At 65.1% G+C, this 26,277-nt stretch carries 26 protein-coding genes; 7 read left to right on the top strand and 19 right to left on the bottom strand.

The window, feature by feature from the left end; all coding sequences use genetic code 11:
- Positions 1–84: 84 nt before the first annotated feature.
- Positions 85–1,569 carry a class I adenylate-forming enzyme family protein gene (locus PVV74_RS22465; protein WP_274594735.1) on the top strand — a complete coding sequence of 495 codons (1,485 nt, stop codon included), beginning with the start codon at positions 85–87 and terminating at the stop codon, positions 1,567–1,569.
- A gap of 38 nt (positions 1,570–1,607) precedes the next feature.
- On the opposite strand, the gene PVV74_RS22460 is transcribed toward PVV74_RS22465, so the two are convergent.
- On the bottom strand, positions 1,608–2,495 hold the full coding sequence (locus tag PVV74_RS22460) for a LysR substrate-binding domain-containing protein (RefSeq protein WP_274594734.1): 888 nt from the start codon (positions 2,493–2,495) through the stop codon (positions 1,608–1,610).
- Positions 2,496–2,591: 96 nt separating this feature from the next.
- Here PVV74_RS22460 and PVV74_RS22455 point away from each other — a divergent pair, with 96 nt between their 5' ends.
- A complete protein-coding gene (locus PVV74_RS22455; RefSeq protein ID WP_274594733.1) occupies positions 2,592–3,623 on the top strand; it encodes a YeiH family protein in 1,032 nt (343 codons plus the stop codon).
- Positions 3,624–4,029: 406 nt separating this feature from the next.
- Here the strand turns inward: PVV74_RS22455 and PVV74_RS22450 are convergent, their stop codons facing one another.
- Positions 4,030–4,326, bottom strand: a complete 297-nt coding sequence (locus PVV74_RS22450) for a nickel-binding protein (RefSeq protein WP_274594732.1) — start codon at positions 4,324–4,326, stop codon at positions 4,030–4,032.
- Positions 4,327–4,477: 151 nt separating this feature from the next.
- Between PVV74_RS22450 and PVV74_RS22445 the strand changes: the two genes are divergently transcribed.
- Positions 4,478–5,479 carry a GlxA family transcriptional regulator gene (locus PVV74_RS22445; RefSeq protein ID WP_274594731.1) on the top strand — a complete coding sequence of 334 codons (1,002 nt, stop codon included), beginning with the start codon at positions 4,478–4,480 and terminating at the stop codon, positions 5,477–5,479.
- 86 nt (positions 5,480–5,565) lie between these two features.
- Here the strand turns inward: PVV74_RS22445 and PVV74_RS22440 are convergent, their stop codons facing one another.
- From PVV74_RS22440 to PVV74_RS22430, 3 genes are read right to left on the bottom strand one after another with little or no spacing between them, the layout of a single operon-like run.
- A complete protein-coding gene (locus PVV74_RS22440) occupies positions 5,566–5,931 on the bottom strand; it encodes a cupin domain-containing protein (protein ID WP_274594730.1) in 366 nt (121 codons plus the stop codon).
- Positions 5,932–5,976: 45 nt separating this feature from the next.
- Entirely contained in the window at positions 5,977–6,378 is a 402-nt protein-coding gene (locus tag PVV74_RS22435; RefSeq protein ID WP_274594729.1) for a group I truncated hemoglobin, read from the bottom strand.
- A gap of 33 nt (positions 6,379–6,411) precedes the next feature.
- Complete coding sequence (locus PVV74_RS22430; RefSeq protein ID WP_274594728.1) at positions 6,412–6,633, bottom strand: tautomerase family protein; 222 nt, start codon at positions 6,631–6,633, stop codon at positions 6,412–6,414.
- Positions 6,634–6,819: 186 nt separating this feature from the next.
- Here PVV74_RS22430 and PVV74_RS22425 point away from each other — a divergent pair, with 186 nt between their 5' ends.
- Positions 6,820–7,518 carry a winged helix-turn-helix transcriptional regulator gene (locus tag PVV74_RS22425; protein ID WP_274594727.1) on the top strand — a complete coding sequence of 233 codons (699 nt, stop codon included), beginning with the start codon at positions 6,820–6,822 and terminating at the stop codon, positions 7,516–7,518.
- A gap of 99 nt (positions 7,519–7,617) precedes the next feature.
- On the opposite strand, the gene PVV74_RS22420 is transcribed toward PVV74_RS22425, so the two are convergent.
- Genes PVV74_RS22420 through PVV74_RS22400 form a run of 5 tightly spaced genes read right to left on the bottom strand, consistent with a single transcriptional unit; the run spans position 7,618 to position 15,107 of the window.
- Positions 7,618–10,449 (bottom strand): Ig-like domain-containing protein, encoded by a 2,832-nt coding sequence (locus PVV74_RS22420; protein WP_274594726.1) that lies wholly within the window; start codon positions 10,447–10,449, stop codon positions 7,618–7,620.
- Positions 10,446–11,126, bottom strand: a complete 681-nt coding sequence (locus PVV74_RS22415) for a hypothetical protein (protein WP_274594725.1) — start codon at positions 11,124–11,126, stop codon at positions 10,446–10,448. Before PVV74_RS22415 ends, PVV74_RS22420 begins: the two co-directional genes overlap by 4 nt.
- The gene (locus PVV74_RS22410) at positions 11,126–11,740 is read right to left on the bottom strand and encodes a hypothetical protein (protein WP_274594724.1); all 615 of its coding nucleotides are present in this window, start codon (positions 11,738–11,740) and stop codon (positions 11,126–11,128) included. Before PVV74_RS22410 ends, PVV74_RS22415 begins: the two co-directional genes overlap by 1 nt.
- Positions 11,737–13,800, bottom strand: a complete 2,064-nt coding sequence (locus PVV74_RS22405) for a WG repeat-containing protein (RefSeq protein WP_274594723.1) — start codon at positions 13,798–13,800, stop codon at positions 11,737–11,739. The genes PVV74_RS22410 and PVV74_RS22405 overlap by 4 nt, the downstream gene beginning before the upstream one ends.
- Positions 13,800–15,107, bottom strand: a complete 1,308-nt coding sequence (locus PVV74_RS22400; protein ID WP_274594722.1) for a vWA domain-containing protein — start codon at positions 15,105–15,107, stop codon at positions 13,800–13,802. Before PVV74_RS22400 ends, PVV74_RS22405 begins: the two co-directional genes overlap by 1 nt.
- 98 nt (positions 15,108–15,205) lie before the next feature.
- Here PVV74_RS22400 and PVV74_RS22395 point away from each other — a divergent pair, with 98 nt between their 5' ends.
- Positions 15,206–16,162: a helix-turn-helix transcriptional regulator gene (locus PVV74_RS22395; RefSeq protein ID WP_274594721.1), complete on the top strand. Its 957-nt coding sequence runs from the start codon at positions 15,206–15,208 to the stop codon at positions 16,160–16,162.
- Positions 16,163–16,425: 263 nt separating this feature from the next.
- On the opposite strand, the gene PVV74_RS22390 is transcribed toward PVV74_RS22395, so the two are convergent.
- From PVV74_RS22390 to PVV74_RS22360, 7 genes are all read right to left on the bottom strand, one after another.
- A complete protein-coding gene (locus tag PVV74_RS22390) occupies positions 16,426–17,742 on the bottom strand; it encodes a hypothetical protein (RefSeq protein WP_274594720.1) in 1,317 nt (438 codons plus the stop codon).
- Positions 17,736–18,389, bottom strand: coding sequence for a hypothetical protein (locus tag PVV74_RS22385; RefSeq protein WP_274594719.1), 654 nt, complete (start codon positions 18,387–18,389; stop codon positions 17,736–17,738). Before PVV74_RS22385 ends, PVV74_RS22390 begins: the two co-directional genes overlap by 7 nt.
- Positions 18,386–19,321, bottom strand: a complete 936-nt coding sequence (locus tag PVV74_RS22380) for a vWA domain-containing protein (RefSeq protein WP_274594718.1) — start codon at positions 19,319–19,321, stop codon at positions 18,386–18,388. Before PVV74_RS22380 ends, PVV74_RS22385 begins: the two co-directional genes overlap by 4 nt.
- Positions 19,318–20,274 carry a VWA domain-containing protein gene (locus tag PVV74_RS22375; protein ID WP_274594717.1) on the bottom strand — a complete coding sequence of 319 codons (957 nt, stop codon included), beginning with the start codon at positions 20,272–20,274 and terminating at the stop codon, positions 19,318–19,320. The genes PVV74_RS22380 and PVV74_RS22375 overlap by 4 nt, the downstream gene beginning before the upstream one ends.
- Positions 20,271–20,642: a hypothetical protein gene (locus tag PVV74_RS22370; RefSeq protein WP_103761018.1), complete on the bottom strand. Its 372-nt coding sequence runs from the start codon at positions 20,640–20,642 to the stop codon at positions 20,271–20,273. The genes PVV74_RS22375 and PVV74_RS22370 overlap by 4 nt, the downstream gene beginning before the upstream one ends.
- Positions 20,639–21,388 (bottom strand): DUF58 domain-containing protein, encoded by a 750-nt coding sequence (locus tag PVV74_RS22365; protein ID WP_274594716.1) that lies wholly within the window; start codon positions 21,386–21,388, stop codon positions 20,639–20,641. The genes PVV74_RS22370 and PVV74_RS22365 overlap by 4 nt, the downstream gene beginning before the upstream one ends.
- A gap of 93 nt (positions 21,389–21,481) precedes the next feature.
- Positions 21,482–22,465, bottom strand: coding sequence for an AAA family ATPase (locus PVV74_RS22360; protein ID WP_425061847.1), 984 nt, complete (start codon positions 22,463–22,465; stop codon positions 21,482–21,484).
- A gap of 152 nt (positions 22,466–22,617) precedes the next feature.
- Between PVV74_RS22360 and PVV74_RS22355 the strand changes: the two genes are divergently transcribed.
- Both PVV74_RS22355 and PVV74_RS22350 read left to right on the top strand, forming a co-directional pair.
- The gene (locus tag PVV74_RS22355; protein ID WP_274594715.1) at positions 22,618–23,955 is read left to right on the top strand and encodes a histidine kinase; all 1,338 of its coding nucleotides are present in this window, start codon (positions 22,618–22,620) and stop codon (positions 23,953–23,955) included.
- Positions 23,952–24,608 (top strand): response regulator transcription factor, encoded by a 657-nt coding sequence (locus tag PVV74_RS22350; protein ID WP_103761021.1) that lies wholly within the window; start codon positions 23,952–23,954, stop codon positions 24,606–24,608. Before PVV74_RS22355 ends, PVV74_RS22350 begins: the two co-directional genes overlap by 4 nt.
- 293 nt (positions 24,609–24,901) lie before the next feature.
- On the opposite strand, the gene PVV74_RS22345 is transcribed toward PVV74_RS22350, so the two are convergent.
- Together PVV74_RS22345 and PVV74_RS22340 are read right to left on the bottom strand one after the other, a co-directional pair.
- Positions 24,902–25,894 carry an adenosine kinase gene (locus tag PVV74_RS22345; protein ID WP_274594714.1) on the bottom strand — a complete coding sequence of 331 codons (993 nt, stop codon included), beginning with the start codon at positions 25,892–25,894 and terminating at the stop codon, positions 24,902–24,904.
- 10 nt (positions 25,895–25,904) lie between these two features.
- A partial coding sequence (locus tag PVV74_RS22340; RefSeq protein WP_274594713.1) for an adenosylhomocysteinase occupies positions 25,905–26,277 on the bottom strand: 373 nt, incomplete at its 5' end.

Below are 26,277 nucleotides of genomic sequence, written 5' to 3'. Positions count from 1 at the left end.
GGCGGAACTGGCGGCGCTGAGGGCACTGGATCCCGATGGCACATTCGAAGCGGATGCCGCGGTCCGACTGCCGGAGTTGGCCGCATGAGTGATTTCGTTACCGCATTCGAGCAACAGGCCCGCCTGCGCGGGGACGCGCCGGCATTGTCCGCGGACGGGCAGACGATAGGCTATACCACGCTGCACGCCAGAGTCGTGGCCCGTGCCGGGGCAATGCTGGCCTCGGGCCTTGTTCCCGGCGACCGGGTCGCCTTGTTGCAGGATCGCAGCGTGGATCTCTGCACGGACCTTCTGGCCTGTCTGCACGCCAGGCTGCCCCTGACCGTTCTGAGCAGGAGCGAGGCGCAAGGTTCGGTCGTGGCCAAGCTGGTGGACGGTGGTTTTACAGGTCTGATCTGTGACGACACCAACCGGGAGGCGGCGCAGGCGCTGGCCGACGCGGCCGGATTGCGCCTTGTGACACCGCCTGTGCCGGAAGGTGCCGCCGGCGGTCACACGATTCCGGTTCCAAGCGCCGAAGAGGAAGCTTTGCTGATCTTTACGTCCGGTTCCAGCGGACGTCCCAAGGCGGTGCGCCTGAGCCACGGAAACATCGCGGCGAATACGCGGGGGTTGTCGGAAATCACGCCCGTGGGTGGCGATGATCACTACCTGCACATGATGCCGCTGAGCCATACCAACGGTATTCTGAACCAGTTGCTGTATCCATTGATGCGCGGCGCGCGGATTACCTTGCTGCCGCGCTTCACGCCGGAAGCCGCGCTGGACGCGATGGCGGACCTCAAGCCCACCGTTGTCACTGGTGTGCCGACGATGTTCCAAAGGTTGCTGGATCATACGATCCCGCAAGGGGCGACGGACCGGCTGCGGATGCTGCGCTGCGGCTCGGCGCCGCTGGCGGTCGAGACACAGGACCGGATCGAAGCGCATCTGGGCTGCCAGGTGCTGGTGAGCTATGGACAGACGGAGTTTACCTGCACATCGAGCGCCAATCCGCCGGGGGCGGCCCGGCGCGGCTCTGTCGGACGCGCGATTCCCGGTGCCGAGGTGGCAATTCTCGAACCTGGTGGGGACACGCCCTTGCCGAACGGAAGCCGCGGCGAAGTGGCGTTCCGCGGTCCCTTGTCCGCCCTTGGCTATGTCGGCCATCCGCCGTTCGACCCGGAGGGCTGGGTCAGGTCGGGCGACCTGGGATATCTCGACGAAGACGGGTATCTTTTCCTGACCGGCCGCCTGAAGGAAATCATCATACGCGGTGGTGAAAACCTGGCGCCCGCAAGCATCGAGGATGTGTTGCTCACAAGTCCGGGCATACGGGCGGCCTGCGTGGTGCCCGCGCCACATGCTGATCTCGGTGAAGTGCCGTTCGCCTTCGTGGAAGGCACGGGGCAGATTGAGGCGCTCGACGAATTGAACCGAAAGATCCGGGACGCACTTGGTCGCGCCCATTGTCTTGCCGGGATCGAACGCGTGGACCGCCTGCCGGAAAACCATGTCGGAAAGATTGACCGCAAACGGCTGACGGCGGAGCTGTCGCAACGCATGTCCCCGGCTCTGACCGGCGGCTGAGGCCGGTCGGTCCGGCCATCGGAGGGGTGGGTTTCGGCTCAGCCCGCGTCGATCAGGGCCATAAGCGCTTCGACTGCCCGGGTGCGATGCCGTTCCGGATGCGACAGCACGGTAAACGGACGCTCCGGGCGCGGCGCCCAGGTCACGCGGCGCTGGTGGACTGCACCGTCTTCCGCCAGCGCGTCGACGACGCGTCGTGACACCATGGACACGCAGTCGCTGCCCGCCACTGCCGACAGGACCGCTTCGTTCGACGGGATCTCCAGCAGGACCGCAAGGTCATCCCGACTCAGCCCCAACTGGGCCAGGTGAACTTCGACCTCGGCGCGTGTGCCCGAGCCTTCCTCCCGCATCACCCAGTCGAGCTTGCGATAGGCTTGGGCTGACATCGTGCTGCGGGCTGCGGGATGTCCGCGCCGCATGACCAGCACGAGTTCGTCGCGCGCCACAACCCGCGTACGAAGATCGCCAAGCACGACCTCGCCTTCGACGAAACCCAGGTCGGCAGCGCCGTCGGCCACGGCCCTGGCAACGCTTGAGGTGTTGCCCACGCCAAGCCGGACGGAGAGGTCGGGGTGTGCCTGCCTGAGGCGTACCAGAACCGGGGGCAGGACATAGGTCGCCACCGTCTGGCTTGCCTCGATCCGCAATCGCCCCCTCGGCCGCGCCGAAAGATCATCGAGGATCAGTTCAGCGGTCTCTGCCTGGTTCAGAACGCTTTTGGCCGCGGGCACGAACCTGTGGCCTGCTTCGGTGAGGGTGATGCCGCGCCCGACCCGGTCGAAAAGCTGCACTCCATGAGTGCTCTCCAGTGCGCGCAGGGCGGCCGACACGGCGGATTGCGTCATCTTCAGCGCCTCTGCCGCACGGGTGACATGGGCGCGTTCGGCGACTTCAAGAAATATGCGGAGCTGGTCTAGCGTCAATCATCAATCCAATCGATTATTACGTTCGATATTAGTTAATTTTATGAACATTTCAATTGGGGCATTTTGCAGGTGCAGAAACCGAGGACCTAAGCCATGCAAACCCTGAGCCAACGCGCACACCCCGGTGTGCTTCAAGACCTCTATGCGCACCTGCCCGGATTGGCACTGGTCATGGCCATCACCGCCATCGCCACGCTTGTCCAGAGGGCGACCGGTCTGGCAGCGCTCAGCCCGCTGGTCGTTGCACTGCTGCTCGGAATCGGCTGGCGTGTCGCCGTGGGCAGCCCGCCGTTGCTGCAACCCGGTATCCGCTTTGCCCTCAAGCCTGTCCTGCGCACTGCGATCGTATTGCTGGGGCTTCAGGTCACGGTCGGAGAGGTGTCTACCCTGGGCTTGCGGGGTGTTGTCGCCGTCACGACGACCCTGGCCGGGACGTTTGCATTCACGTGCCTGCTTGGCCGTCTGCTGGGCGTGGAAAGCCGGCTGGTACAGTTGATCGCTGCGGGGACGTCCGTGTGCGGTGCCTCTGCGGTTCTGGCGTGCAACACGGTGACACGAGGATCGGACGAAGATGTCGCCTATGCCATCGCCTGCGTTACGCTGTTCGGGACGAGCGCGATGCTGCTTGGGCCGATGGCGGCTCACATGCTGGAGCTGTCGCCTGAAACCTACGGATTCTGGGCGGGTGCGACGGTTCACGAGGTGGCCCAGGTCGTGGGCGCGGCCTTTGCAATGGGCGAAGAGGCCGGCCACGTCGGTACCGTAACCAAGCTGACACGGGTCTTGCTGCTTGCGCCTTTGATCCTGACGCTGGGTGTCCTGCAGTTCCGCCAGGGCGGGCAGCAGGCCTCTGGCTCGAAGCTTACGATCGTGCCGTGGTTCGTGCTCGGGTTCGTGATGCTCATGGGGGTCAATTCGCTGGTGAGCCTGCCGGACCGGCTGCATGACGCCACGGTGACGCTGACGGCGTTGATGCTGACGGCGGCACTGGCGGCGATGGGGTTGGAGACCGATTTGAAAAGATTGCGGCAGAAGGGCCTGCGTCCGTTGATCCTGGGTGGGTCGGCGTGGATCTTTATCGCGACCCTGGGACTGGGCTTGGCGCTTTGGGCAACGACAGGATAGCCATGCAGGATATTACTGCATGCATTCAAAGAGTTTAGCCGAGAAGGATTGCCCAATCTCCAAGTCTTCTGACACCCACAAGAGGCCACGTAAGCGCAACGCATGTGGGAGTTGAAAGATGTAACATTCTGATTTCGTGTTCGGCGACCGTTATGTGCGCGCCTGTGAAGAAAATCGGCTTCCTGCCCCTACAGTTTGAACAGATCAAACGGCCCTTGGCTGTCACTCACCTGACCAGCAGCTGTCTCCGATTTTGTGCGTCGAACCGGCATTCGCTGCAGATGCGAAAAGTGTGCTATTGGCGCGTCCAGCCGTAAGTCGGATGTGCTGACCGGTACGCATCGTGGGAACAGGGCTCATCGAAGCTGTTGGGTTTCCCTCGCAGAGATCTGCGAGGGAAATGCTGTCATACGATGGTCACCGGCTCGGGATCGTTCCGCTTCACGGCGGTGCCGCGGGCGAGCCGAATATCCTCGCTGGGCGCATTGATGCGACGCCCGTGTTCTCGGATGGCCTCTCGGTCCCGCGCTTCGTAGATGCAGACTGACCCGATGCGGCCATCTTCCTCGGTCACCGCGTAACTGCGGATCCAGCGGAGCCGGTCCTTCATTTCCTCGCCGACCTGAAGGGATTTTTCGTTGGTCGCCGCGAGTTCGTCTTCGGTCGACCAGATGCCATGACGGCGGATGATGTAGAGATCCATCTTTGCCTCCTCTCAGTTTCGTTCATGGTCAAAGAATGGCGCTGGATCGGGCGAAATGGCACCGGGTGATGCGGACGGAAGGCAGGGAGGATCGTGCCGAACATGCGTGGAACGGGTGAAATTTCCGCGCCGAAATGGCAGTATGCCATGCATGACGGAGTGCGACGACAAGCTGGACGTCGCGGTCGTTCTCGTCAACGACGGCTACGCGTCGACGGCCGTTGGGCCGATTGAGGTCTTTTCGGCCGCGGGAACGATGTGGCCCGAGATGTGCGGCGAAGATCCCGAACCGCGGTTCCGGGTCACGACGGCGTCAATCGACGGCGCATCGGTCCGAAGCGCCTACGGGCTGAACATAGCCCCAGACCGGGCTATTGCGGATCTGGGGCCAGCCGACCTGATCATGGTCTCGGCTTCCGGCCCGGTACCGGCGGAATGGATGGCACGCCACGCCGCGATCCCGCCCTGGTTGGGCGAGAGGCATCGGAACGGCACGCGGGTTGCCGGGGTCTGTTCTGGGGTCGCCTTCCTGGCCGAGGCCGGCCTGCTCGATGGCCGCAGGGCCACGACGCATTGGGGCGTCGCCGACGGGTTCCGGCAAAGATACCCGAATGTGGACTGGCAGACCGACCTGCTCGTGACCGAGGATGCCGGCCTCTATTGCAGCGGCGGTGTCAACGCCGCGAGCGACCTGAGCCTGCACCTCGTCGAGCGTCTCTGCGGTCGAACCGTTGCCATCGAGTGCTCGAAGGCACTGCTTCTCGACATGCCGCGGCCCAGCCAGTCCGGCTATGCCCTGCTGCCACTGGCGCGACGGCACGACGACGAAAAGATCCGGGATGCCGAACATCACCTCTCCGAACATTTCGCCCGCGACGTTCCTTTGGAGGAACTCGCCGAACGCGCAAGCATGAGCCGCCGCAACCTCGTGCGCCGGTTCAAGGCGGCCACCGGCCACATGCCCGGTGTCTACCAGCAGATGCTGCGCGTCAACGCCGCACGGAAGATGCTCGAGGACGGCGCACCATCGATCCAGCAGGTCGGACTCGCCGTGGGTTACGAGGATGTCGCCTTTTTCCGCCGCATCTTCAAACGCCATTGTGGCGTAACGCCGTCGGCCTATCGTGATCGTTTCAGCCCGATCAGGACGTAGACCCGCCACCTTGATGCGCGGCACGGGCTCCGTCCGGGCAGGAGCCCGCGCTTTATCTTGTCCTGTGGCCGGGTCTCCGGGGTGCGTTACGGATGCGCGCCGGACGCTTCGAACAGGATCATCTCGACGCGTTCGTCGCCGTCGACATAGGCATCGTGACCCGGCGGGATCTCGAAGAAATCGCCCTTGGTGATCGGCGTTTCCGCGCCGCTCTCGGCCATTCGAACCACGAGCCGGCCGGACATGCAGTAGCCGGTGTGGTGCATCGGGCATGTGTCGGGATGACCGAGGAGCGGCTTCTCGTCCGCCTCCCAGGTCCAGCCGGGTTCAAACACGGCGTGCATGCCGGTCGACCCCTGTGATGTCTTCACGATGTCGATGCCGCCGCGGTCCTTCATGTCGAGCCGATCGTCAGGGCGCTCGAAGCGGTGGGTTTCGATGGTGTTTGTCATGTCTATCCTGCCTTTCGTCGGCCCGGTTCGTCGGAACCGAGCATTTCATACGTGAATGATTTCGGGTTTCAGGGACTGTAGGATTTCCCTGACCTCGCCGCGCGTAGGCGCGTCGTAGTTCAAGGCTTCCATCGTCCCGAGGATGTCGTCGCACGCGGCATCGTATTCTGACGGTTCGATCTCCATGCCGCGATGGGCGTGGGCCATGCTGCGGCCCCGGTAGTCGCCGGGCCCGCCGCTGCCCGCGGCGAAGAAATCGCAGGTGTGCTGCTTGATCTCCTCGACCCGCTCGGGCTGGTCCGCGTAGGGTGCGAACCGGTGCCCGATCAGTGGGTTGTGCATATGGGCCGCGACTGCTCCGTCGACGATCCGGCGGATGCCGGCGCCGCTTCCAAGGCGCTCATACAGCGTTACGGTCAGCAAGTCTTCGGGGACTTGGCGGGTCATGACTCCTCCTGTTAAAGTTGCTTGGCAAATTGCTCAGGCCGGCTCGGACTGCGCGGCCCTGACGTCCTTGGCGGTCATCGGCTTGCCGCCGATGGCCCATTCGCCGCTGGCGATTTCCTGCACCCGGACCCATGTGACGCCGCGCATGGCCTCGCCTTCGATGCCGACCATCGCTTCGGTCACGTCGCGGATCATGCGCTGTTTCTGATCTTCGTCGAAGACACCTTCGATCAATTCGATATCGACAAGGGGCATATCCATTCTCCTTTCGTGCCAGTCAGTTGTCTTTCTGCCGGTGCGAACCGGCATGAGTGCAAAATGCCAGCCAGCCGCTCCATCGCGCCAGTTCACGAACTGAATCGCCCCGGTACAGAGTCTGAACTGGCGGGGTCCGGGGGGAATCAGTCATGGTATCGACCCGAAAACCAAGGGAGGGTTGTCATGACCAATGCGAGCTATAAGCAATTCTGCCCGGTCGCGATGGCGGCTGAAGTGCTGTGCACCCGCTGGACGGTTGTCCTCTTGCGCGAGCTGGTCGCCGGATCGACCCGGTTTAACGAGTTGCGGCGCGGCGTTCCGCGGATGTCGCCGGCGCTGTTGTCGAAGCGCCTGAGCGAGCTGGAAGCGGCGGGTGTCGTGGAGCGCACGCGGCTGACCGATCCGCCGGACGTGGAGGCGTACCGGCTGACGCAGGCCGGGCAGGATCTGCAGCCGGTGATCGAGGCCATCGGCATGTGGGGTCAGAAATGGGTCGAGACCGAGCCATCGCTGGAAAACCTCGATCCCGAACTTCTGATGTGGGACATGCGCCGCAACCTCGACACGACGCCTGTGCCGAACCAGCGCGTGGTAATCGAGTTCATCTATCCTGAACTGCCCGAGTCTCAGCGCAGGTGGTGGCTGATCGTCGAGCCGGACCGGACCGTGGACTTGTGCCATATCGACCCTGGTTTCGACGTGGATCTCTATGCGACCGTCGATCTGCGCACGATGACGGAAATCTGGATGGGCCTTCGGTCGGTGACAGATGCCGTCGACCGCGACGCGCTGCTGCTGGTCGGATCCTCGGAGCTGATCCGCTCCATGCAGACATGGCTGGGCCTCAGCCCCTTTGCGCAGCAGGAAAAGCTGGCAAGCTGATCGCGCCGCCGGAGGCTTGGGCCGCCGACTTGTCAAAGGCACGGGGCGGAACCAAGAAGCCGCGCGACCGCTTTCCGACGTCTGCACTTTTGTGGCTTTCTACGGGGACAAGGCCACGAAATCCTTTTTCAGGTTTCTTAACAGCAGAAGGTAGTGATCCTTCGAGATGAACTGGTTTTCCTTTGGCTGCGTTCGGGGATACATCAGCGGCAGCAGTTCCAGTTCGGTTTCGGCGTTTCCGTCCTCGTAGGACTTGTTTTTCCCGGACTGACCGTCGGGGGCGATGCGCATACCTTCGATCCCGTCCCAACGGGTGCCCTCGTGCAGGTCCGCCACGGCGGTCGTGGTGGTCTGCAGCGAAACGCCGGGCATGTGGTCAAGGCCGAATGCGTGGCCCACCTCGTGTGCGATGGCCCCGTTGTTCGCGGTGCGTTTGACCCCGGTCAGAGCCTTGCTGAGGCTCATGCCAATGAAGGGCTGCGCGGCCTCGCGGGTTGGATTGTCGGCTTGGTCGATCCTCGGGGTAATCGTGACGCCCAGCAGCTTGATCCATTCATAGGGCATGAAGATCACCACAAGGTCGAAGCGATCGTAGCTGTTGTTCGCGACGAGGTGATCCTGCACGGCGTTCAGGAGCCTCGCGCGCACGGTGCCGCGCTTGCGTATTTTCTCGGTCATCGCGGGTGGTTTCGCGAGAAAGTCGTTGAAGGCCCGGAGGGTGTCCATCGTGTCGGGCGAGAAGGTTTCGGCCAGCATTTCGAATTGGTAGATCTTCTCGATTTCGGCCACGAGTTTGTCGTTGAGGTCGGGGTCGGGCGGTGGAGTCGGGGCCTCGGAAAGCCGGACCGACTGAACCGGGAACAACTGTTCGATGTAGTCCTCGGACCGCTCGACGGTCAGGGCCACCTCCTTGATCACGTTCTGCGGAAGGTAATCGTACCAGGGTCCGACACGGGCGAAGACGTAGCCAATGTTCAGATCCCGGTCGAGCGGATCCCAGCGGATGTTCTCGTAGCCCGAGAAGATGCGCGTGCCGTCATCGCATTCGCGGATCGGCTCAACCTCGGTTCGTACCGAGGCGACCTCTTCGAATTCCGGCGTCAAGCCGAAGAAATTGACGCTGTTTTCGGCCATGCGCCGTTCCGTGGGCGAGAACATGTCTGGGCGCCGGACGGTCACCTTGCGCTTTTCCGGGGCCAGCAAGGGCGCATCGATGGACGCGCCGGGGCGGACCCGCATATGCGCGGGAAAAGACTGGACCCGCCAGCCTTCGGCGATGTCCGGGTCTGGGCGCCATTTCGGATAGGTCCGGATCACCGTCGGCTTGCCGCGGACCAACGGCGTGTCGGTGACTACCTGGATGGTATCGCTCTCGATGCCTTCGGCCTGCACGAGATGTTCGGCAAGGCCGTCCTGCATGGGTTCCGTGTCGTCGAGATCAACCATCGTGTCGAACCCCCAGGCTCGGTCGGCCGCCATCTGCTCGCCTTCCGCGCCGCGTATGCCTGATGCCCCGGCGCGCACCGTGAGACGATAGCGCACGCCGTCGCGCAGCGGGGCCTGCGGGGCGACGATGACGGTCTCCGCCCCGGACAAACGGAGGCGCGTTTCGACCGGGCGCATTTCTGTGCCGCCGTCACCGGTCGCATAGCCGGTCTCGAGTTTCACCGCACCCGGGGTGACGGAGGCCGGTGCGAGCGGACGGTCGAACGTCAAGCGGATACCGGGCGCGTCCCAGGGCAGGTTTTGCGCGTCGCGCGCCGGGCGGTGCGATACGAGCCGCAGCTGGGCGGCGGGCGCTTCGCCGTCCGTCGGGGCCTGCGCGATTTCCAGCATACCCATCGCGTAGCCCATGTTGCGCATGTTGGGGGCGGCGAAGCGGCCTGTAACTTGCAGGGGCTCGTCCCCCGTCTCTCGGTCAACATCGACACGACCGGGACCCCTCGAACTCCACGTCCGGCGCTCCCGCTCCACCGCCGCGGTGCCGGAAAGGTCGAACCGCCCGATCACCTGCGTGTCGGTGATGCGCTCGATGTGGACCGTGCCACGCAGTTCACCGCCGGAAACACTTGTTCGGGTGCCGGCCTGGCCGATGCCGTCTACGTCGCAATTCATCGCCCGAAGCTGGCGCCCGACCGTTGCATCCATGGGGATGCCGGTTTGCCCCATTGTCTTGAGCGCGGCCTTGCGGACACTGTGACACATGCCCTTCTCGAATTCCTGTTCGCGGCGCAGGTTCTCTGTGTTTGGCGGCAAATAGGGGCGTGGGCGGGTCTGACCCGTCCAGGAGGCAAAGAGAGCGGCTGGGTTTCCATCCCCTCCGGCGCCGACGGCTCGTGCCTCGTAGCTTGCACCGGCACGCAGATCGCCGGGCCCGGCATCGGTCAGCGCGATCACCAGATGCGCACCGCTGTTACGCGGCCAGCCACCGATGCCGCCATGGCGATAAGCGAGCGGGAGGCCGAGACTGCCCCCCTGGAAGGAAAAGAGGTTCGGACTGAAAACCTCGAACACCGCGCGTCGTGTACCGCCGCTGGCCGTGGGAATGTCGAGGGACTCGCCCGACATGTCCTCGACGAAGTCGATCGTGCCCTGGTCAAGGCCCGGCACGCCCTCGGTGCCGCCGATGCGCTTTGCCGCAAGGTGACGCGCGCAGGCCGCACCCCCGGCACTGACCCCGCCCGCGATCGACAGGCTGGCCTGGCCCGGCATCAGGTTGGCATTCGCACCACCGGCAAAGGCGTTCGGGTTCAGGTTGCCCAGAAGGTCGAGCGTCTGCGTCGGATTGATCGCTTGCAGCATACCCTCGACCGAGCAGAGAGGGGCTGGCGGCGGCGCGTCCAGATCGCAACTACCCTGCGCATGCAGAGGCAAGGCCACAGCGCACAGGACGGCCGCCAGTACGACGCGAAACGGCGCTGGCCGGATCATTGGTTGCCCATGTTCATCATCTTGCCCAGGTCCATCGGCTCTGCCGGCAGCTCGAAATCCCCGGCGGGCCCGGCATCGCCGTTCACCTCCGTCACCTTGAAGCGGTCACCGAAGGACAGCGCCGCAAGGCCGCGATCCTGAAGCTCGACCATCAGCGGATTTGGCGCCTCGCCACTAATCGCCCCGATCAGCTGCATCTTGAGCGCCTGATGCTCCAGCAGGCGGGTATCGTCGGTCAGGACGGCGGTGTCTGTCCGGGGCTCTCCGGCATTGTCGACCCATTCGATCTCATGGACGTCACCCTCGACCCCGGCGATCTCGCGTGTCTCGCCCATCTCCTCGATGGTGACGATCTCGTCGGGGAAAACCACGCCAGCCTCGTCCTGAGACGGTGTCTGGTTCGCCGCCGCGCCGGGCATGTCCTTCATCTGGCCGAGGTCAATGACGGTGATCTGCCCGGCCATCGAGATGATGGAATACACGCTGTCGTCCCGCAGGAGCATGTAGGCGTCCATCCCCTCGATATCAGTGCGCAGCGCGCTGCCGGACCAACGTTCCGTCATGCTCATCTGGCCCGCGTCTCCCGCATCCGCAATGAAGCTGACACGGCCTTCGGCAAGGCTGCTCGTGGCAGCGACCAGGGTTGTAAAAAGGGCAGCGGTGAAGGGACGGATCATCATTGGTCTCCTTTCGTTGCGTTGGAATGAGGCGGAACACGCCGTGGCAAGAGCGTGTCAATACGAACAAAGCCGAAGGCCCGCGCCTGCGCGTTGCCGCAGACGAAGCCGGGGGCGTACCGATCGGCCACGGCTCGAGCCAGCACGTTGGCGTCTGGTGTGTCGGTTGTGTCGATGACGCCGACCATGCAGCTTTCGGCGTCGGGCGTGGTGGCGACCGTACTGATGACCAGCATCTCGCGGTCATCGAAGCTGGGTCCGACATCCCAGCGGTGAATGGTGGCGAAGGGCTGCATCTCTCCGTTCAGCCTCTGCCGCCGCCATTCGACGGTATCGTGCACGGTATTGAACGGTGTGAAGCTTTCCCACGGGCCGAAGACCTGCGTCCTGCCGTAGTCCATCGAGATGCGGGCATCTCCCTCGGTCAGCATCAGGTAGAAGCCCTGCGGCCCCGGGCAGACGAGCTGAAAACCCATCGCCGCCTCGTCGGGGGGCAGGTCCTTTTCCAGCGTCCGGCAATCGGTGTCCCAGTCATAGCTGGTGTAGACACTGTCGATATCCTGCGCATGGGCCACGGCAGGCAGGGCAAGCGCGAGAAGGGCAAGCCGGATCATTCGCCGCTCTCGACAGGTATGTCCGCGAAGCGAAGGCTTACGCTGCCCGAGCCGTCGACCTGGTCGTGCGCGCCGAGTTCTGCGGTGAGCTCGCCGCCCAGACCTCCGTCCTCGGACCGTTCAAGGCGGCCTTCGGCACTGACCGGCATGCCGGCGAAGGTGATCGACACCGGCGCGTCGGCGCCGGCCGTAAAGGTGCCGCTGTGCCCGGCGGGAAAGTCCAGCTCCAGCTTGGGGCCGAATTTTCCAAGTGACAGCACCAGCCTGTCTTCGCCCTCTACGGCCTTTGCCGGGGTGAAAAAGTTGATCAGGGGATCGTCGGGCATCGACTCGTCCAGAGCCGTCACGGCGCCGGTTGTCTCGACAAGCGTGACCTCCGGGCCAGCCGAGTAGGGGATTTCGTCAAAGTCCGCCGCCAGCGTCATCTCGTCGGAAGGATCGTCCCGCGACACGAAAGTGATCTCGGCCTTGCCTGTGATCGCGTCCTGGTCGCGCCGTGCCAGGGTAAGGCTACCACCGCCTTTGGAGGTGTAGGTGGCCGGACGCGGGCCGTTCGGACCGGCATCGCTGACGCTCATCCACAGGTAGGCGGATGGAAGCTCATCCTTGCCGGTCGGCCCGATCTGGTGCGTGCCGGGCCCGATCCCTTGAGGCAGGCCAAGGCTGAGCGACAGGTCCACGGTTTTGCCCTGCCACTGAGCCATGCCGGTGAGCGACAGGGTCCACGGGCCTTCGGCATTGGTGGCCTGGTTGCCGTCCATCTTGAACTCCGACCGGTTGCAGGGGGCGTCTGCGCGGTGGGGTCCGACATTGCCTTGGACCATGCCGGCAAGCGCCATGCGATAGGCCCCCGACGCAAGGCCGCCATCGTCGGTTTCCGTGGGCAGGGCGGCCACGCCGGGCGCGCGGCGGCAGACGGTGGAATCGATCTGCGTGGCGCCGTCCCGGTCGAGCCAGACGAGCTTGTCGCGCTCCCATGGCAGGTGCCAGAGCATCCGCGAGGGGCCGGAGCGCGGGTCGCCCGGACCTTCGTAGCTGATGTCTGGGGTATTGCCGCAGATATTCGTTCCAGCGCCGACGACGAGCGGAAGAAGGCCATTCTGGTAGGCGGGCAAGCGCGTATCGCTGCATATCGTAAAACGGGCGCCTGCCTCGGGATACACGGCGACGCCCCCCTCGATGTCGATCCAGACCGGGCCGGACGACATGCCGGCTGGGCGCACCGCGGCGCGCCCGTCCGAAAACGGCGTCACGGCGTCGAGCGCGCGCGTTTCCCCGCCCGGCATCGAGATCTCGCGGATGATCCAGTCGGTGTCATCCATGTAACCGGCATCGCCCCCGATGCGGACCGGCGCGCGCCCTTCGGTAGCGCGAGCCGCCTCTTGAAGAATGAATTTTCGGGGGAACGCCAGCTCGCCCGAGCGGTCGATATAGCCGCGGTTCTCGGTGTTCACGGCGGCCGGAGCATGGCCGTCGACAAAATCGCCACCGTCGATGAAGTCCGGCGCGATCGCCATCTGGCCGCCGGTGTCGATCCAGCCCACGCGGTCGTTGGCAAGACGCACCCAGGCCAGCCCATCCGAGAAGCTGCCGATATCCCGCACCTTGCGACCCTCGAAGGCGGGCGGGGTCCAGGTATCGCCGTCGGCGGTGATGTAATGGGGGGTGCCATCGGCCGGGGTTGCCGCGCTGCAACCTTCGGACATCGGTTTGAAGGGTGAGAGCGCGAAACGTTCACCTGATATGATGATACTGTCCGCATCTTTCGCACCCGGCGCCGCGAGATAGCTGCCGGTGCGATCGATCAGGCCCCAGCCCGCGGCGGTTTCGACCGCCGAGACTCCTTCGGAAAAGGGGCGGGCCTGTCGCCAGGCGGGGGCAAGACGCCATTCGCCGTCGCGGCCGACGAACCCCCATTCTGCTTCATGCGGCAGAGGATAGAGCGGAGTGCCACCGGTTTCAGCTGGCGTGCCGCACGGCTGCGCCTGGGCGCCGAGGGTCGTCCCAACGCAAATCGCGCCGGCGCATGCGATGACCTTGCAGACGGTTTTGCACTGCATCACTCCACCTCCACAATCTCGATCCGGTCGAATTCCGCGACGGTCTGCTCCGACCCCAGCGTTCCGGCAAAGAGCGCCGGGTCGCCGCGTGCGCGCAGGATCTGGACCGGGTCCGTCTCGACCACCTCGGGGCCACCCTCCTGCAGGGTCCAGCCGTTCAGCGTGAGCCGCCCGACGTAGTCACGGCCACGTTTCGAGATGGTCAGTCGCGCGCCCTTTTCCTCGAAATCCCGCAGGATCCGGGCCAGGTCGTAGCCGCGGACATTGCCGGCGATCTCGACTTCGGCGCGGGTTTCGGTGCCGCCGGACATGGCCCGCAGCCGCAGCCACAGATCGTCATTGGAATTGCCCTGCCGATAGACATAGGCCGAGATCGTGTTGTCGATATCCGCATGACGCCCGACCTGCACGATGGCCCGCCGGCCGCCCAATGACTGGACCTCGCCCATGCGCGCAGTGAAATCGGCGCTGAGATCCCAGTCGCCCTCGGGAAACTCGGCCGCGGTCCAGCGGAAGACATTGGGTTGGTCCTCGGCATCGCCCATGTAGCCGGGCTGAACGGTCATCGTGACAAGGGCGCCATCGTCGAGAATGAAGCCGGACGGATCGGGATTGTTTACCGTCCAGTCAGCGCCGAGTTCGGCGCGGTCGAACTCATCGACGAAAAGCGGGCCTTTCGGTTCCGGCGCGGGCTCTGGCGCGCTCACTTGTTGAAGCGCACCGCTCAGCGACGCGGCATCCGAGGCCGGGATATAGCGCCCGTCCGTCGCCTCCGCGAGGCAGGCAAGCTGGCCATCTGCGTCTTGCACGTCGAATCCGATGAGATGCGCGGTGAAGCCCGGGTCGGAAGCCGACAGGTCTTCGCCCAGAGCGCAGAGATCGGCCCCGCAATTTTCCAGCCCGTCCGTCACGACGACAACAGAGCCGTTCTTGCCAACCATCCCGGCGGCGGCGCGCACCGACGCGCCGACGGGCGTCTTGCCGCGCGGAGTAATACTGTCGAGCTTGCTCTCTATCGCATCGCGGTCAAGTGGTCCGGGCTCCATCAGCGTTTCGATGTCGTCGCAATCGCCCTCACGCCGGTGTCCGTAGGCCACGAGGCCAAGCTGCCGGTTGTCGGGCCAGTCCGCCAGCATGCGGCCGATGGCCTCCCGCGCGATCTCGATTTTTGGCGTGCCGTCGATCTGTCCCCACATGCTGCCCGAGCCGTCGAGAACGATCATCGTTGCGCCTTCATCCTGCGCCACGGCGCTACCTGTCAGCGCGACCAGACTGATCAATCCGGTCATCATTCTATTCTCAAGCACGTATCCCTCCCGATGGTTTTGAGGACACGGTGACAGCTTGAACTTGCGGAAACATGGGGCATTTGCCCTATTTTTTTAACATGTTAGGTCTTGGTCACATGGAGATCGACCTGCAAAGCGCGCTCAAGATCGCCGACATCCAGCGCCGCCTGCTGACATTCGAGGCCGACGCGGACACCGGCGAAGCCATTCTCGCGGATGCCGCGGAGCTATTGGACGCGGATGCGGCCATGGCGGCATGGCTGAACGAGGGAACGCCCTTGCTGGTGACGTGGAACGCGGGACCGGAAATCGAAGAGTACTTCTTTCGGACATTCGCCGGGGTGGATCGCGACGGCAATATACGGTCGACCGACCCCGATCTTGACAACGTCAACCTGACCCGGAGGCAGATGGGTAGCGGGGTATACCACGAAAGCGCGTTCGCAGGCCGGAGCATGGTCGAGAACGCCGCCTTTCACCGCGATGCGTTCCGTCCGGCGGGTATGAACCATGTCATGGGCATGACGACGCGATTGGCGGTGGGTGAGGCGGTCTTTGCGATGGGCTACGCAAGCGCCGATGCCCCGGCGCTTGCTGGGGGACGTGCGGAGATCATTCTGAACCTGCTGCTGCCAGCCTTCGCGCACAGGTTCGACACGCTGGACCGACAAGCGCGCAATGCCGAACGCCTACAGCGTGCCATCGACGAGAGTGACATGAACGTGACGGTTCGGGACGATCAGCGTGAGGGCGACAGCGGAAGCCGGGCATTTCTGACCCTTCCTTTGCCGGGACCGGATGCCGGATATCTTGCGATCTCGCCGCCGGACGCGGCGACGCTGGCGGCCCGGCTGGCCGAGCATTTCGGCCTTACCAAGCGGCAGACGGATATCGCGTGTTGCCTGCTGGACGGGCTCTCGACCAAGGATGCCGCGGTGCGAATGGGCATCAGCCTGAATACCGCCCGGCGCCACTGCGAAGCCGTTCTCAACCGAACCGGCGCCAGCCGCCGTGGTGAATTGAACCGGCTCGCCCGGTCTCTTACCGCGCCGCCGGAACCGTCGTCCGAGTGAGCTTCGACGGTGTCGCCCCAGGCAGAAGATTGGTCCACTGCGGGCGCCACCGACTGAACCTTCTGCGGACAGCCTGTCGCGAAAGCGGCGCTGGCGCGGATCTTCGGTAAAAGCGCCATTGCTTCTGAGATATGTTCTAGGGCCTTTGCGCGAAGAGAATGCCGGGGACATTGCTTACCAGCCGAGGGGACTCGGAGGGGATTGCACGGCTTTCATCGGCCGCTTCATCAGCGCCGCCTTTCTCATGATGCCGGCTTCTTTGGTTATCTCAACATTGACCCTGTCTTCGATCTGAAACGCGAGCCATTCGAGTGCTTGTACGCCCGGACGGATTTCGTCGGGTGCGGACCTGTCGAAGTTTCGGCGCGGCCCGCAGTTTCGCCGGGCTCACGTGCGGAGTAAAGCAGCGCGTGTTCGACGTTGCGAAGGACGGGCCGAAGATCCCTGCTGATCCGCCCGCTGCAATCGCCGAACAGCATGGCATCGACCGTCCGCAGGGCAGGGTGCGTACTGGTCGGCGGCGTGGCCGAGGGCGGGGACAGCAGGCCTGCCGCAAGCGCCCGGAAGCGTGGAACATCTCCACGTCGCGCATGGCCCCGCAAGCGTCTTAAGTCCCGTCGCATGCGCATCCAGCGGCGCAGCCCCGCGGCCGGGGCCGAGACACCGGAGCGGCCGCGCAACGCCAGTATCATCGTTGACACGGCACTTGCGCCAAGAACAGCCAGATGCAGCCAGCCTACACCGGTGTCCTTGCGCCAACCGGATGCCGCATTGTCGGCAAAACTCGCGTAGCCGATGTTTGCCGCAGACAGCGTGGCGGTGGTCGCCGTCCGTGACGTCGTGTCGAAATAGGGCAGAGTTGCCTTGGAAAGAACGCCCGGCTCTCCGGTGATCGGGCGGAGTTTCCAGACCCAGACCAAGGTCGTGACCGGACCCTGTGAAGTGACCTGAAAGCTGAGGTCCTCCGGCGGGGTGAAGGTGATCAGCCATGGTTCGCGCAAGGCGGGCTGCTGCGGCATCATCTCGGGGGTCGCACCAAGTGCTCGGATCACGACCCGGCGCGTCACGCTTTGCCCGTCCTCCAACTGTGCCGGATCGGCGTCCCAGGTGTCGGAGACTTCCAGCGCGCGGACCGGGAACCACGACTCGTCTGCGCCTGTCGGCTTTTCTTCGACCTCGATGCGCACGGGATCAGACCGGACCAGGACAATTTCGCGTTGTCCGCCGCTGCCGATGATCTCGAGTTCATGCACGATCGGCAGAATCTCCAGATTTCCGGCCCGCTTCGGGAAAAAGGCGATGCGCCGCTCGAACACCCGAGCGGTGCGACCGTCGATGCGCTGATCGCTCCAAGCGTCCTGTCCCAGCCGCGTCCAGTCAAAATCAGTCATGCTGCGCAGCTTGAGTTCCTCGTTGGTGATGGTCTCGCGATAGGTGCCGCGGATCGTGGCAAGGACCATCTCGCCCTCCAACGGTGCCGTTTCGCGCGGATCCAGGACGAGCTCCAGTTTCAGCGTCTGGGGCGTTTGCGCGGCCAGGGGTGTCGCCAGCAGAAGCAGAAGGGTCAGCAACCTCACCATCGGCTGGGCTCCTCGCGATGGGCCTCGCCGTCCTTGCGACGACGTTCCATCTCGGCGGCAAGGCGGCCGTTGAGATAGGCCCCCGGCGCATCGGCGAGCGTGTCGAGCCAGCCTGCGTCCGCCGCCGATGTCCGCTCGCCGGTGACCGAGCGTTTCAGGCTGGCACGCCTTGGGTCGCGTTCCTCCGCCTGGATGGGTTGCGTGGGGTCGTCGGGATCAAAAGCCGCGGTTTCGACGCCGCTTTTCGACAGGATTGTCTCGATCCGGCCGTGCCCGCGGGCTTCGCCGATCACCGGCTCGATCAGGGCCGATACGACCGCGCGGTTGTGGCGGGCGTCGGCATCGTAGCGGTCGGCGAACAGCACGGCATCGAAATAGGCGACCGACAGGCTGTGGTCGCCCGTCGCGGCCAGTGTCATGCCCCGGTTATAGGTCGCGCTGCGGCCAAGCTCGGCGAAAACGGCGTCGGCTTCGACATAGCGTCCGGCCTGGTAGAGCGCCGCGCCGCGTGCGCCGGGGGTCTGGATCAGCGGGAGAGCCAGGTCGGGAAAGCCCGCACGCCAGATCAGTTTCGCCCATGCCTCGGGGCCGGCGATGACGGCGCAAAGCAGGGCCGCGGCAAGGACCGAAAGCGACACGCGGCTCATGCGTCACGCCTCCGGCGGAGGAGGAATGCAAGCGGCAGGAGGGCAAGGGCGACGAACCATCTGCCCTGGTCGGAATAGCGCAGGTTGCGAAGGGTGTCGTTTGCCTCGGCGGCGCCCTGGCGCTCGCTCAGGATCGTCTCGACGCCCGAGAGGTCGGACGCATCCACGATCACGCCGCCGCCCGCGCTTGCGACCGAGGCAAGCGCTTCGCGGTCTGCGGCGGGCATGCCGTAGGGCGGGTCGTCGGGCGCCACGAAGACGGTCGAGACACGCAGGCCCGCAGCCGCCATCTGGCGGGCCCGGTCCAGCGCCTCGGGTCCGACCCCGCCGCCGTCGGAGACGAGCACCACATCGGGATGCGCCGCGGCCGCGTCGGCCAGGGTCTGCCGCGCGAGGTCGAGCGCGCGGTCCGGGCGGCTGCCCCCCACCGGTATCGTCTCGGTGTCTGCCACGGCGATGACCGTTTGCAAGGCGGCCGGATCCTCGGTTGGCACGCTGACAAGAAAGCTTTCGGCGGAGTAGACGCCCAAGGCCACGGGCCGTGTGCCGTGACGGTCGATCATGCGCGACACGGCGGCCTGGGCGTCATCGAACCCGCCGCCTTGGGTCACCGATGGGGACAGGTCCATCAGGATCATGACCGCGTCGAGATTGCGTAGTACCGGCGCGTCGGGATCGCGGGTGGCCGGCCCCGCCAGCCCGAAAGCGGTCAGCCCGCCGGCAAGAGCCAGCAGCCACGGCCCTGCATCGCGTCGGCCTTCCACGACATGCCCCAGGCCGCGCAGGGCAACCAGCAGGTCCGGGTCGATGACGCGGCGCCATCGGTCCAGTCCGTTGCCCCTCAGGGCGACGGCGGCCCCGGCCAGCAAGGACAGCGGAACGCCGACCAGCCACAGCGGGCGAAGCAGGATGATCTGCCACAGGTCCGTCACGCTGCCTCCCGCGCCTGCAACCCGAGCGCCGTCGCCAGCATCGCCAGCGCCGCGCCGGCCAGCCATGGCCAGTAGTTCTGCCATCCGCGGATCGGGGGGGCATCGGCCAGGCTGGGCTCGAGCCGGTCGATGGCCTCGGTCACCGCCACGAGGTCCTCGGTGGTGCGCACGCGGAAGGTCTGGCCTTGTGCGGCCTCGGCAATGCGGCGCAGGGTATCGCTGTCGACCGCGTCGCGGGCATCCGGGGCGGTTTCAAGATCGGCCGGACCGAGTGCAATCGTGTAAATCCGCACGCCCAGCGTTTCGGCGGTGACGGCGGCGGCAACGGGATCGACCGTTCCGGTCGTATCCTGCCCATCCGACAACAACACGATCACGCGGCTTTTGGCATCGCGAACTCGCAGCCGGCGAAGCGCAAGACCCAGGCCATCCGCGATGGCCGTGGCCTTGCCGGAGACACCGATCTGAACGGTTTCGATCACCTGGGCGACAGCGGAGACGTCATGCGTCAGGGCCGCCGCGACATAGGCGCGCTCACCGAAGACGACCAGTCCGACCCGGTCGCCCTTGCGGGCGCGGACGAAACGCGCGCCCACGTCCTGTACTGCGGCCAGGCGCGAAACCTGTGCGCCGTCCAGAACGAAATCCTCGCGCTCCATCGAGCCGGAAAGATCAAGCGCAAGGACGATGTCGCGCCCCGAGGCGGGCACCATTTCAAGCGTGCGTTCCATGCGCGGGCCGGTCAGGGCGGCGACCAGCAAAATCCATGCAAGGACCAGGATTGTCGTCAAGGCATGGCGCCGCACGGGTGCCGTATCGATGGGGCGGAATGTTTCCGCGATGGCCGGTGGCAGGTTCAGCGCGCTGGCCGCGACCGGGCGTCCGGGCAGAAGGCGGAACAGCAGGAATGGCAGCGGGAGCAGCAGCGCCGCCCAGGGGAACGCGAAACTCATCGGTGTGCCCTTCGCTGGGCAGCGGCCATGATGGCGGTTTCCAGCACCGTCGGATCAAGCGGGTGGCGCGGATTGTAGAGCGCCTCGCGCAGACCGTCCGGAGGCGTGCCACCAAGATCCCGCAGAAGGCTGGCAAGTCCGGCAAGCCGGGCCTGGGGATCGTCACCGGACAAATCGGCGATGGCGGCGCGGGCCGTCTGTGTCGGTCGCGTCTTCCTGACGGTTGCGAACCTTGCCAGCCGCGCGAACAACAGGCCCACGATCAGGCCGAGCGCCGCAGCCGCCAGCGCGTCGTGCAGGCCGAAGCGGGCAAAGCTCTCCGGGATGCGGATATCGGCAAGACGGGCGATCAGATCTTCGGGTCTCATGCGGCCTCCGGACACACCGGGTCTGCCGCGTTCAATATCCGGTGGGGTATGGCGTGGCTTGCAAGACGGTCGGCAGAGGTGGAGGCCCCGAAACGGCCTGGCCTGACGCTTCCGCCGATACGCGCCGAAAAGCGGCCCGGCGGTGGCGCCTCCTCCACGCTATCCTGCACCAGAAGAACCTCGAGTGGGCATTTCCGCATCAAGGCCGCCGCCACTATGCCGAAATCCGCGCCGGGCGTATCAAGCCCTGTCGCGATCCTGACAGCGGTACCCGGCGCTGTCAGCGCGGTTACGGTTTCCAACATCACCGCAAGGCTTTCATAGCGTGCATCCGGGGCGTCGAGGGCCGCTTCATGGGCCCGCGCCAAAGCGCCCGCCATGCGCAGCATCGCGGCTTCGCGCGGGCGTGGGTCCAGTATCTCCACGCCGCCGCTGGTGACAATCATCACGCCGACGCGTCCTCCGGTCACAACCGCGCGCCAGCCTTCCAAAGCCAATGCCTCTGCGGCGGCGACTGAGCGGAAACGCCCGCGTGTGCCCCAGAGCATCGGCGGGCGAAAATCGGCGACCAGCAAAAGCGTGCGCTCTACTTCCTCGTGCCGGCTGCGGACCTGCGGCCGTCCGCTGCGCGCCGTGGCGGACGGGTCGATCCGGCGCGGATCGTCACCGTCCTGAAAACGGGCGCAGGTCGAAAAGATCGCCGCCCTCGCCGCGGCGCGGGCCGGAGAGACCCCCCGCGACCCCATGGGAAAGGCCGGGCGGGTGTTTGCCCGTGACGAGGCCGCCGATCGCGACGAGACGGTTGAGAGAGACCTCGGCCCCGGATGCCCGGGGCAGGCTCATAGTGGCGGAACCGCCGAAAGGATCTCGGCCACGATCGTGCGGGAGGTGTGGCCTTCGGCCTGCGCCCGCCAGGTCGGCGCCATGCGGTGGCACAGAACGTCGGATGCCAGTGCCGCGATGTCTTCGGGCACCGCGAAATCGCGGCCGTGCAGCCACGCGCGCGCACGGGCGCTCGACGCCAGGGCAAGCGTGCCGCGCGGGCTGACCGCGTGGCGGATCCGGTCGGTCACATCAATGGCCTCCGTCGCACGGCGTGTCGCCATCACCAGCGCCACCATGTATTGCTTCAAGGCGGGCGACAGGTGAACCTGAAGCACGTCTTCCTGCATGGCGGCGAGCGTTGCGTGATCCAGCGTCGGGGCTTCGCCCCCGGCATGGCTGCGCAGTTCCGTCTCGACGAGGTCGAGAATGTCCATTTCCGCGGTCTCATCCGGCAGATCAAGAACGACATGCATCAAGAAGCGGTCAAGCTGTGCCTCGGGCAGGGGAAAGGTGCCTTCCTGCTCCAACGGGTTCTGTGTGGCGATCACCATGAAAGGGTCGGGCAGGGGACGGGTCTGCCCGCCGGCGGTGACCTGGCCCTCGCCCATCGCCTCCAGCAGGGCGGACTGCACCTTGGGCGGAGCACGGTTGATCTCGTCAACGAGGACAAGATTGTGAAACACCGGTCCAGGCAGGAAATCCATCTTGCCACTTTCTTGCCGGTAGACCTGCGTGCCGGTCATGTCGGATGGCATCAGGTCGGGCGTGCATTGAATGCGGGCAAAGCTGCCCTCTACACCGTCGGCCAGCCTGCGCACCGAACGGGTCTTGCCAATGCCCGGGGCGCCCTCGATAAGCACATGCCCGCCGGTCAGAAGCGCGATCATCAGCCGTTCCACCAGCGCCGCGTGCCCGACAAGCCCCGCTTCCATCCGGGTCACCAGAATTTTCGCGGAGTCCGGTCGAACGCGTGCCGTCCTGTCTGCGATATCCTCCATCCGGTCCTCCTGTTGCTTCGATGACATAACCACGCTGAGTGCAGGCAAAGAAGGCTTCGAAATGCTTTTCGGTGCATGTCGGGCAAATTGCCCGAGACATGCGGGCCGGTTTGCCCGATCCTTGGTGGCAGCGCGCTTAGGGAGGGAATGACATGAGCCTTCGGTTTCGACTGGTCTTGACGCTGTGGCTGGTCACGGCGTTGGCAGGCGCCATGACGCTTGGGTTGGCGGCCGGGGATGCCTATCGGTCCGCCCGGAGCGACACCCAGACCACGCTGACGCGCGCCAGCTATGTGCTGGAGCGAAACTATCACATGGAGCCGCGCGTGGGTGATCCGCTTTATGCAGAGATGACGTCTATCAAGCTTTTGGGGGTGATGGCACCGGGCACGTGCATCCTGTACGAACAGCGACTGATCTCGGAACGGCGTCTTTGTGCCGGCTGGCAAGTCTTCGGCCAGATCGCGCCGGGATGGTTTCGCGACCTTTCCGAACGGGTGTTCGAACCGCCTGCCTCGGTCACCCGGTCAGGGTCCGCGTCGCAAAGTGGCGCGTTCCACGTTCAGGCGTCCTTCGATCCGGTGGCCGCAGCGACGCTGGCGTGGCAGCGGACAAGTCTGGCCCTGTGGCAGACGTTGGCGATGGCGGCCGGCGTATTGGTCCTGGGCTCCATCGCAATAGTCTGGAGGCTCGGACCGGTCCGCGGTATCGTGTCCGGGCTTGACCGGCTCGCCTGCGGCGATCTTGATGCGCGGGTCGAGCCGGGCGGCGCACAGGAGTTCTGCCAGATTGCCCGGGCCGTCAATCACTTGGCGGAGCGGCTGCGCGCCAGCGCCGCGCAGAGCCATGCGCTTACGCGAAAGCTGATAGAGGTCGAGGACGTGGAGCGGCGTCAGTTGGCGCGGGACCTGCATGACGAGTTCGGTCAGACCCTCACCGCGACGGCCGCACTCGCGGCGTCCATGAGCTGTGCCGCCCCGCAGGACCGCCCGGACATCGATCGCGATGCAAAGACCATCGGGGCCAATATCCGCAACATGATGGATTGCCTGCGCGGCGCGTTCGCCCGTCTGCGTCCGCCGGATCTGGAGGACGTCGGCCTTGCTGCCAGCTTGCGCACCATGCTGGACGGCTGGGCGACCCAGCGCGGTACCCGGCTGACGCTGGACTATGACCTGGACGAAAAGGGGATGTCGAATGCAGTGGCACTGGACCTCTACCGGATCGTACAGGAATGTGTCACCAACGCGATGCGGCATGGCGCGCCGGCCCGTGTTCGCGTGGCGCTGCGGCAGGCCGGCGACAGTATATCCTTGAGCGTAGAGGATGATGGCGGCGGCACGCTGGTCCGGGGGCAAAGTGGGCATGGTGTTCTGGGTATCAGCGAGCGCACGTCCGCGATGGGCGGCGAACTGCAGATGCGGGAAACCGATCTTGGCGTTCGGGTCGACGTGACCGTACCTGCCGCTGTTGCGAGAAACGCGGCATGACCGAGCGCCTTGTGATGATCGTCGACGACCACCCGGTCGTGAGAGAAGGCTATCGCCGGCTGATCGACCTGCAACCGGGGCTGCGGATCGTGGCCGAGGCGGAAGACGCGCGCAGCGCCTACAGCCGCTACCGCGAGACATCGCCAGACGTTGTGGTGATGGATGTGACCTTGCCCGGTGCCAGCGGCATAGAAGCGATCCGCCACATTCGGCAATACGACGAGGCCGCAAGGATCGTTGTGTTCACGATGCATCAAGGCGCGGCCTTTGCGTTGAAAGCGGTCGAAGCCGGTGCGGCCGGCTATGTCACGAAGAGCAGCGATCCGGCAAACCTCATCGAGGCAATCTTCGGAGTGCTGGAGGGGCGCACGGTGATCTCACCCGACGTGATAGAGGGTATCGCGCAAGACCGGATCTCGGGCGCCGGCAGCGGACTGGATGAGCTGAGCACGCGCCAGACTGAAATCCTGCGCCTGCTGGCAAGCGGCTGGCCGGCTGAAAAAATCGCTGACGCTCTATCTATCAGCCTCAAGACGGTGCGGAACAATCATTACCAGATCAAGAGCGTGCTTGGCCTGGAAACAGACGCTCAGATGGTCTGGTTCGCGCTCAAGACCGGACTTGTGGAGAGGGCGCGGGCGGACCAGGTCTAGGCTCAAATTGGTGTTTGCGAGCAAAAGGCTTGAATGCGTTGTCCTCGCCCCGGCTTTTTCATGAAAAACCCATAGCTGCGCGGTCACGTCTCGCCCGACGCAAGGGGGCATGCCTAGCAGGAAACCTTTGCAGAACGCACAGGACGCACTTGTGGCGCGCGGCAAGGGCCGTGCGTGGTATCGGCCAGCCCATTCGTCTGGCCGATACCACGAGTTGCTTCGTCAATGCTGGCCGGTGGAACCATGAGCGTTCGTGGCACCCAAGACCGGCAAACCGCTGCTTGCTGTTGTAGTCAGGCCGCCGGCAAGGCGATCGCCTTGGCTGCGTCACCGTCCCGCGCACCGTAGTGGACCAGCACCCGGGCCGCGTTTTCCGCACCGAGTTTACCAGCCTCTTGTACCGGCAAGCCGCGGGCCAGTGCCGCCAGGAAACCGCTCGCGTAGGCATCCCCCGCGCCGGTGCTGTCGACGACTTCCGGCACGTCGACAGCCGGGATGTGGTGGCGCCCGTCGGCATCGGCGACAATGGAGCCCTTGTCGTGCTCGGTCACTGCCGCGACCGAAACCCGCGTCATTGCCCAGCCAAGCGCGGCGTCCGCGCCTTCGCGTCCCGCAAGCGCGGCCACCTCGGCCTCGTTGCCGACAAGGATGTCGACATGGCGCGAGACGAAGTTGCGCATGACGTCTATGTTGCGCTCGACGCAGCCGGCATCCGAAGGTGTCAGCGCCACCTTCGCCCCGGCGGCCTGCGCCGCTTCGGCCAGGCGTTCGATCACCGCGGCGCCATGAGGGGCGTCCCATATGTAGCCTTCGATAAACAGGATATCGAACTCTTCGGGAAGGGCCGCGAGCGCCTCCGGAGGCATCAACGTGGTCGCCGCCCCCAGGTAGGTGCTCATGGTGCGCTCGCCGTCCGGCGTGACCAGCACGACGCAGCGGCCGGTCCCATGATCGCCGTTCTGTGCGACGGCAACCGGTGCGGCCAGCCCCATGCCCGACATTTCCTCGCAGAAAGCGTCGCCGAGATCATCGTTGGCCACCTTGCCCAGGTAGGTTCCCCGGACAGGCGTGTCGGCCAGGTGAGCGATGGAGTTGGCCACCGATCCGCCGGACTGGCGGATACCGGGGCCGACATCCTCGAACAGGGCGTGGGCCGCGTCGGCATCCACCAGGTGCATGCCTCCCGGGGTCAGCCCGTGCCGCGTGACGACATCGGGCTCGACCGCGGCGACGACATCGACCAGCGCGTTGCCCAAACCCACGATATGCGGAGTTCGTTCGGTCATGTCTGGCTCCTCAATACCGGTAATGCTCGGGCTTGTACGGGCCATCCGGCGAGACACCGATATAATCCGCCTGGTCTTTCGCCAGTTCCGTCAGCTTCACGCCGATGCGGTCCAGGTGCAGGCGCGCGACCTTTTCGTCCAGGTGCTTGGGCAGGATATAGACCTCGTTCTGGTATTCGCCGCCGTTCTTCCACAGCTCGATCTGCGCCAGAACCTGGTTGGTAAAGCTGGCTGACATCACGAAGGACGGGTGGCCGGTGGCGTTGCCGAGGTTCAGCAGGCGCCCTTCGCTGAGCAGGATGATGCGGTTGCCCGAGGGCATCTCGATCATGTCGACCTGTTCCTTGATGTTGGTCCACTTGTGGTTCTTCAGGCTGGCGACC

Source organism: Roseovarius sp. SK2 (assembly GCF_028807495.1).
GTDB classification, from domain to species: domain Bacteria; phylum Pseudomonadota; class Alphaproteobacteria; order Rhodobacterales; family Rhodobacteraceae; genus Roseovarius; species Roseovarius confluentis.
Note: the sequence above shows the minus strand (reverse complement) of the source record. Positions and strands in the feature narration are given on the sequence as shown.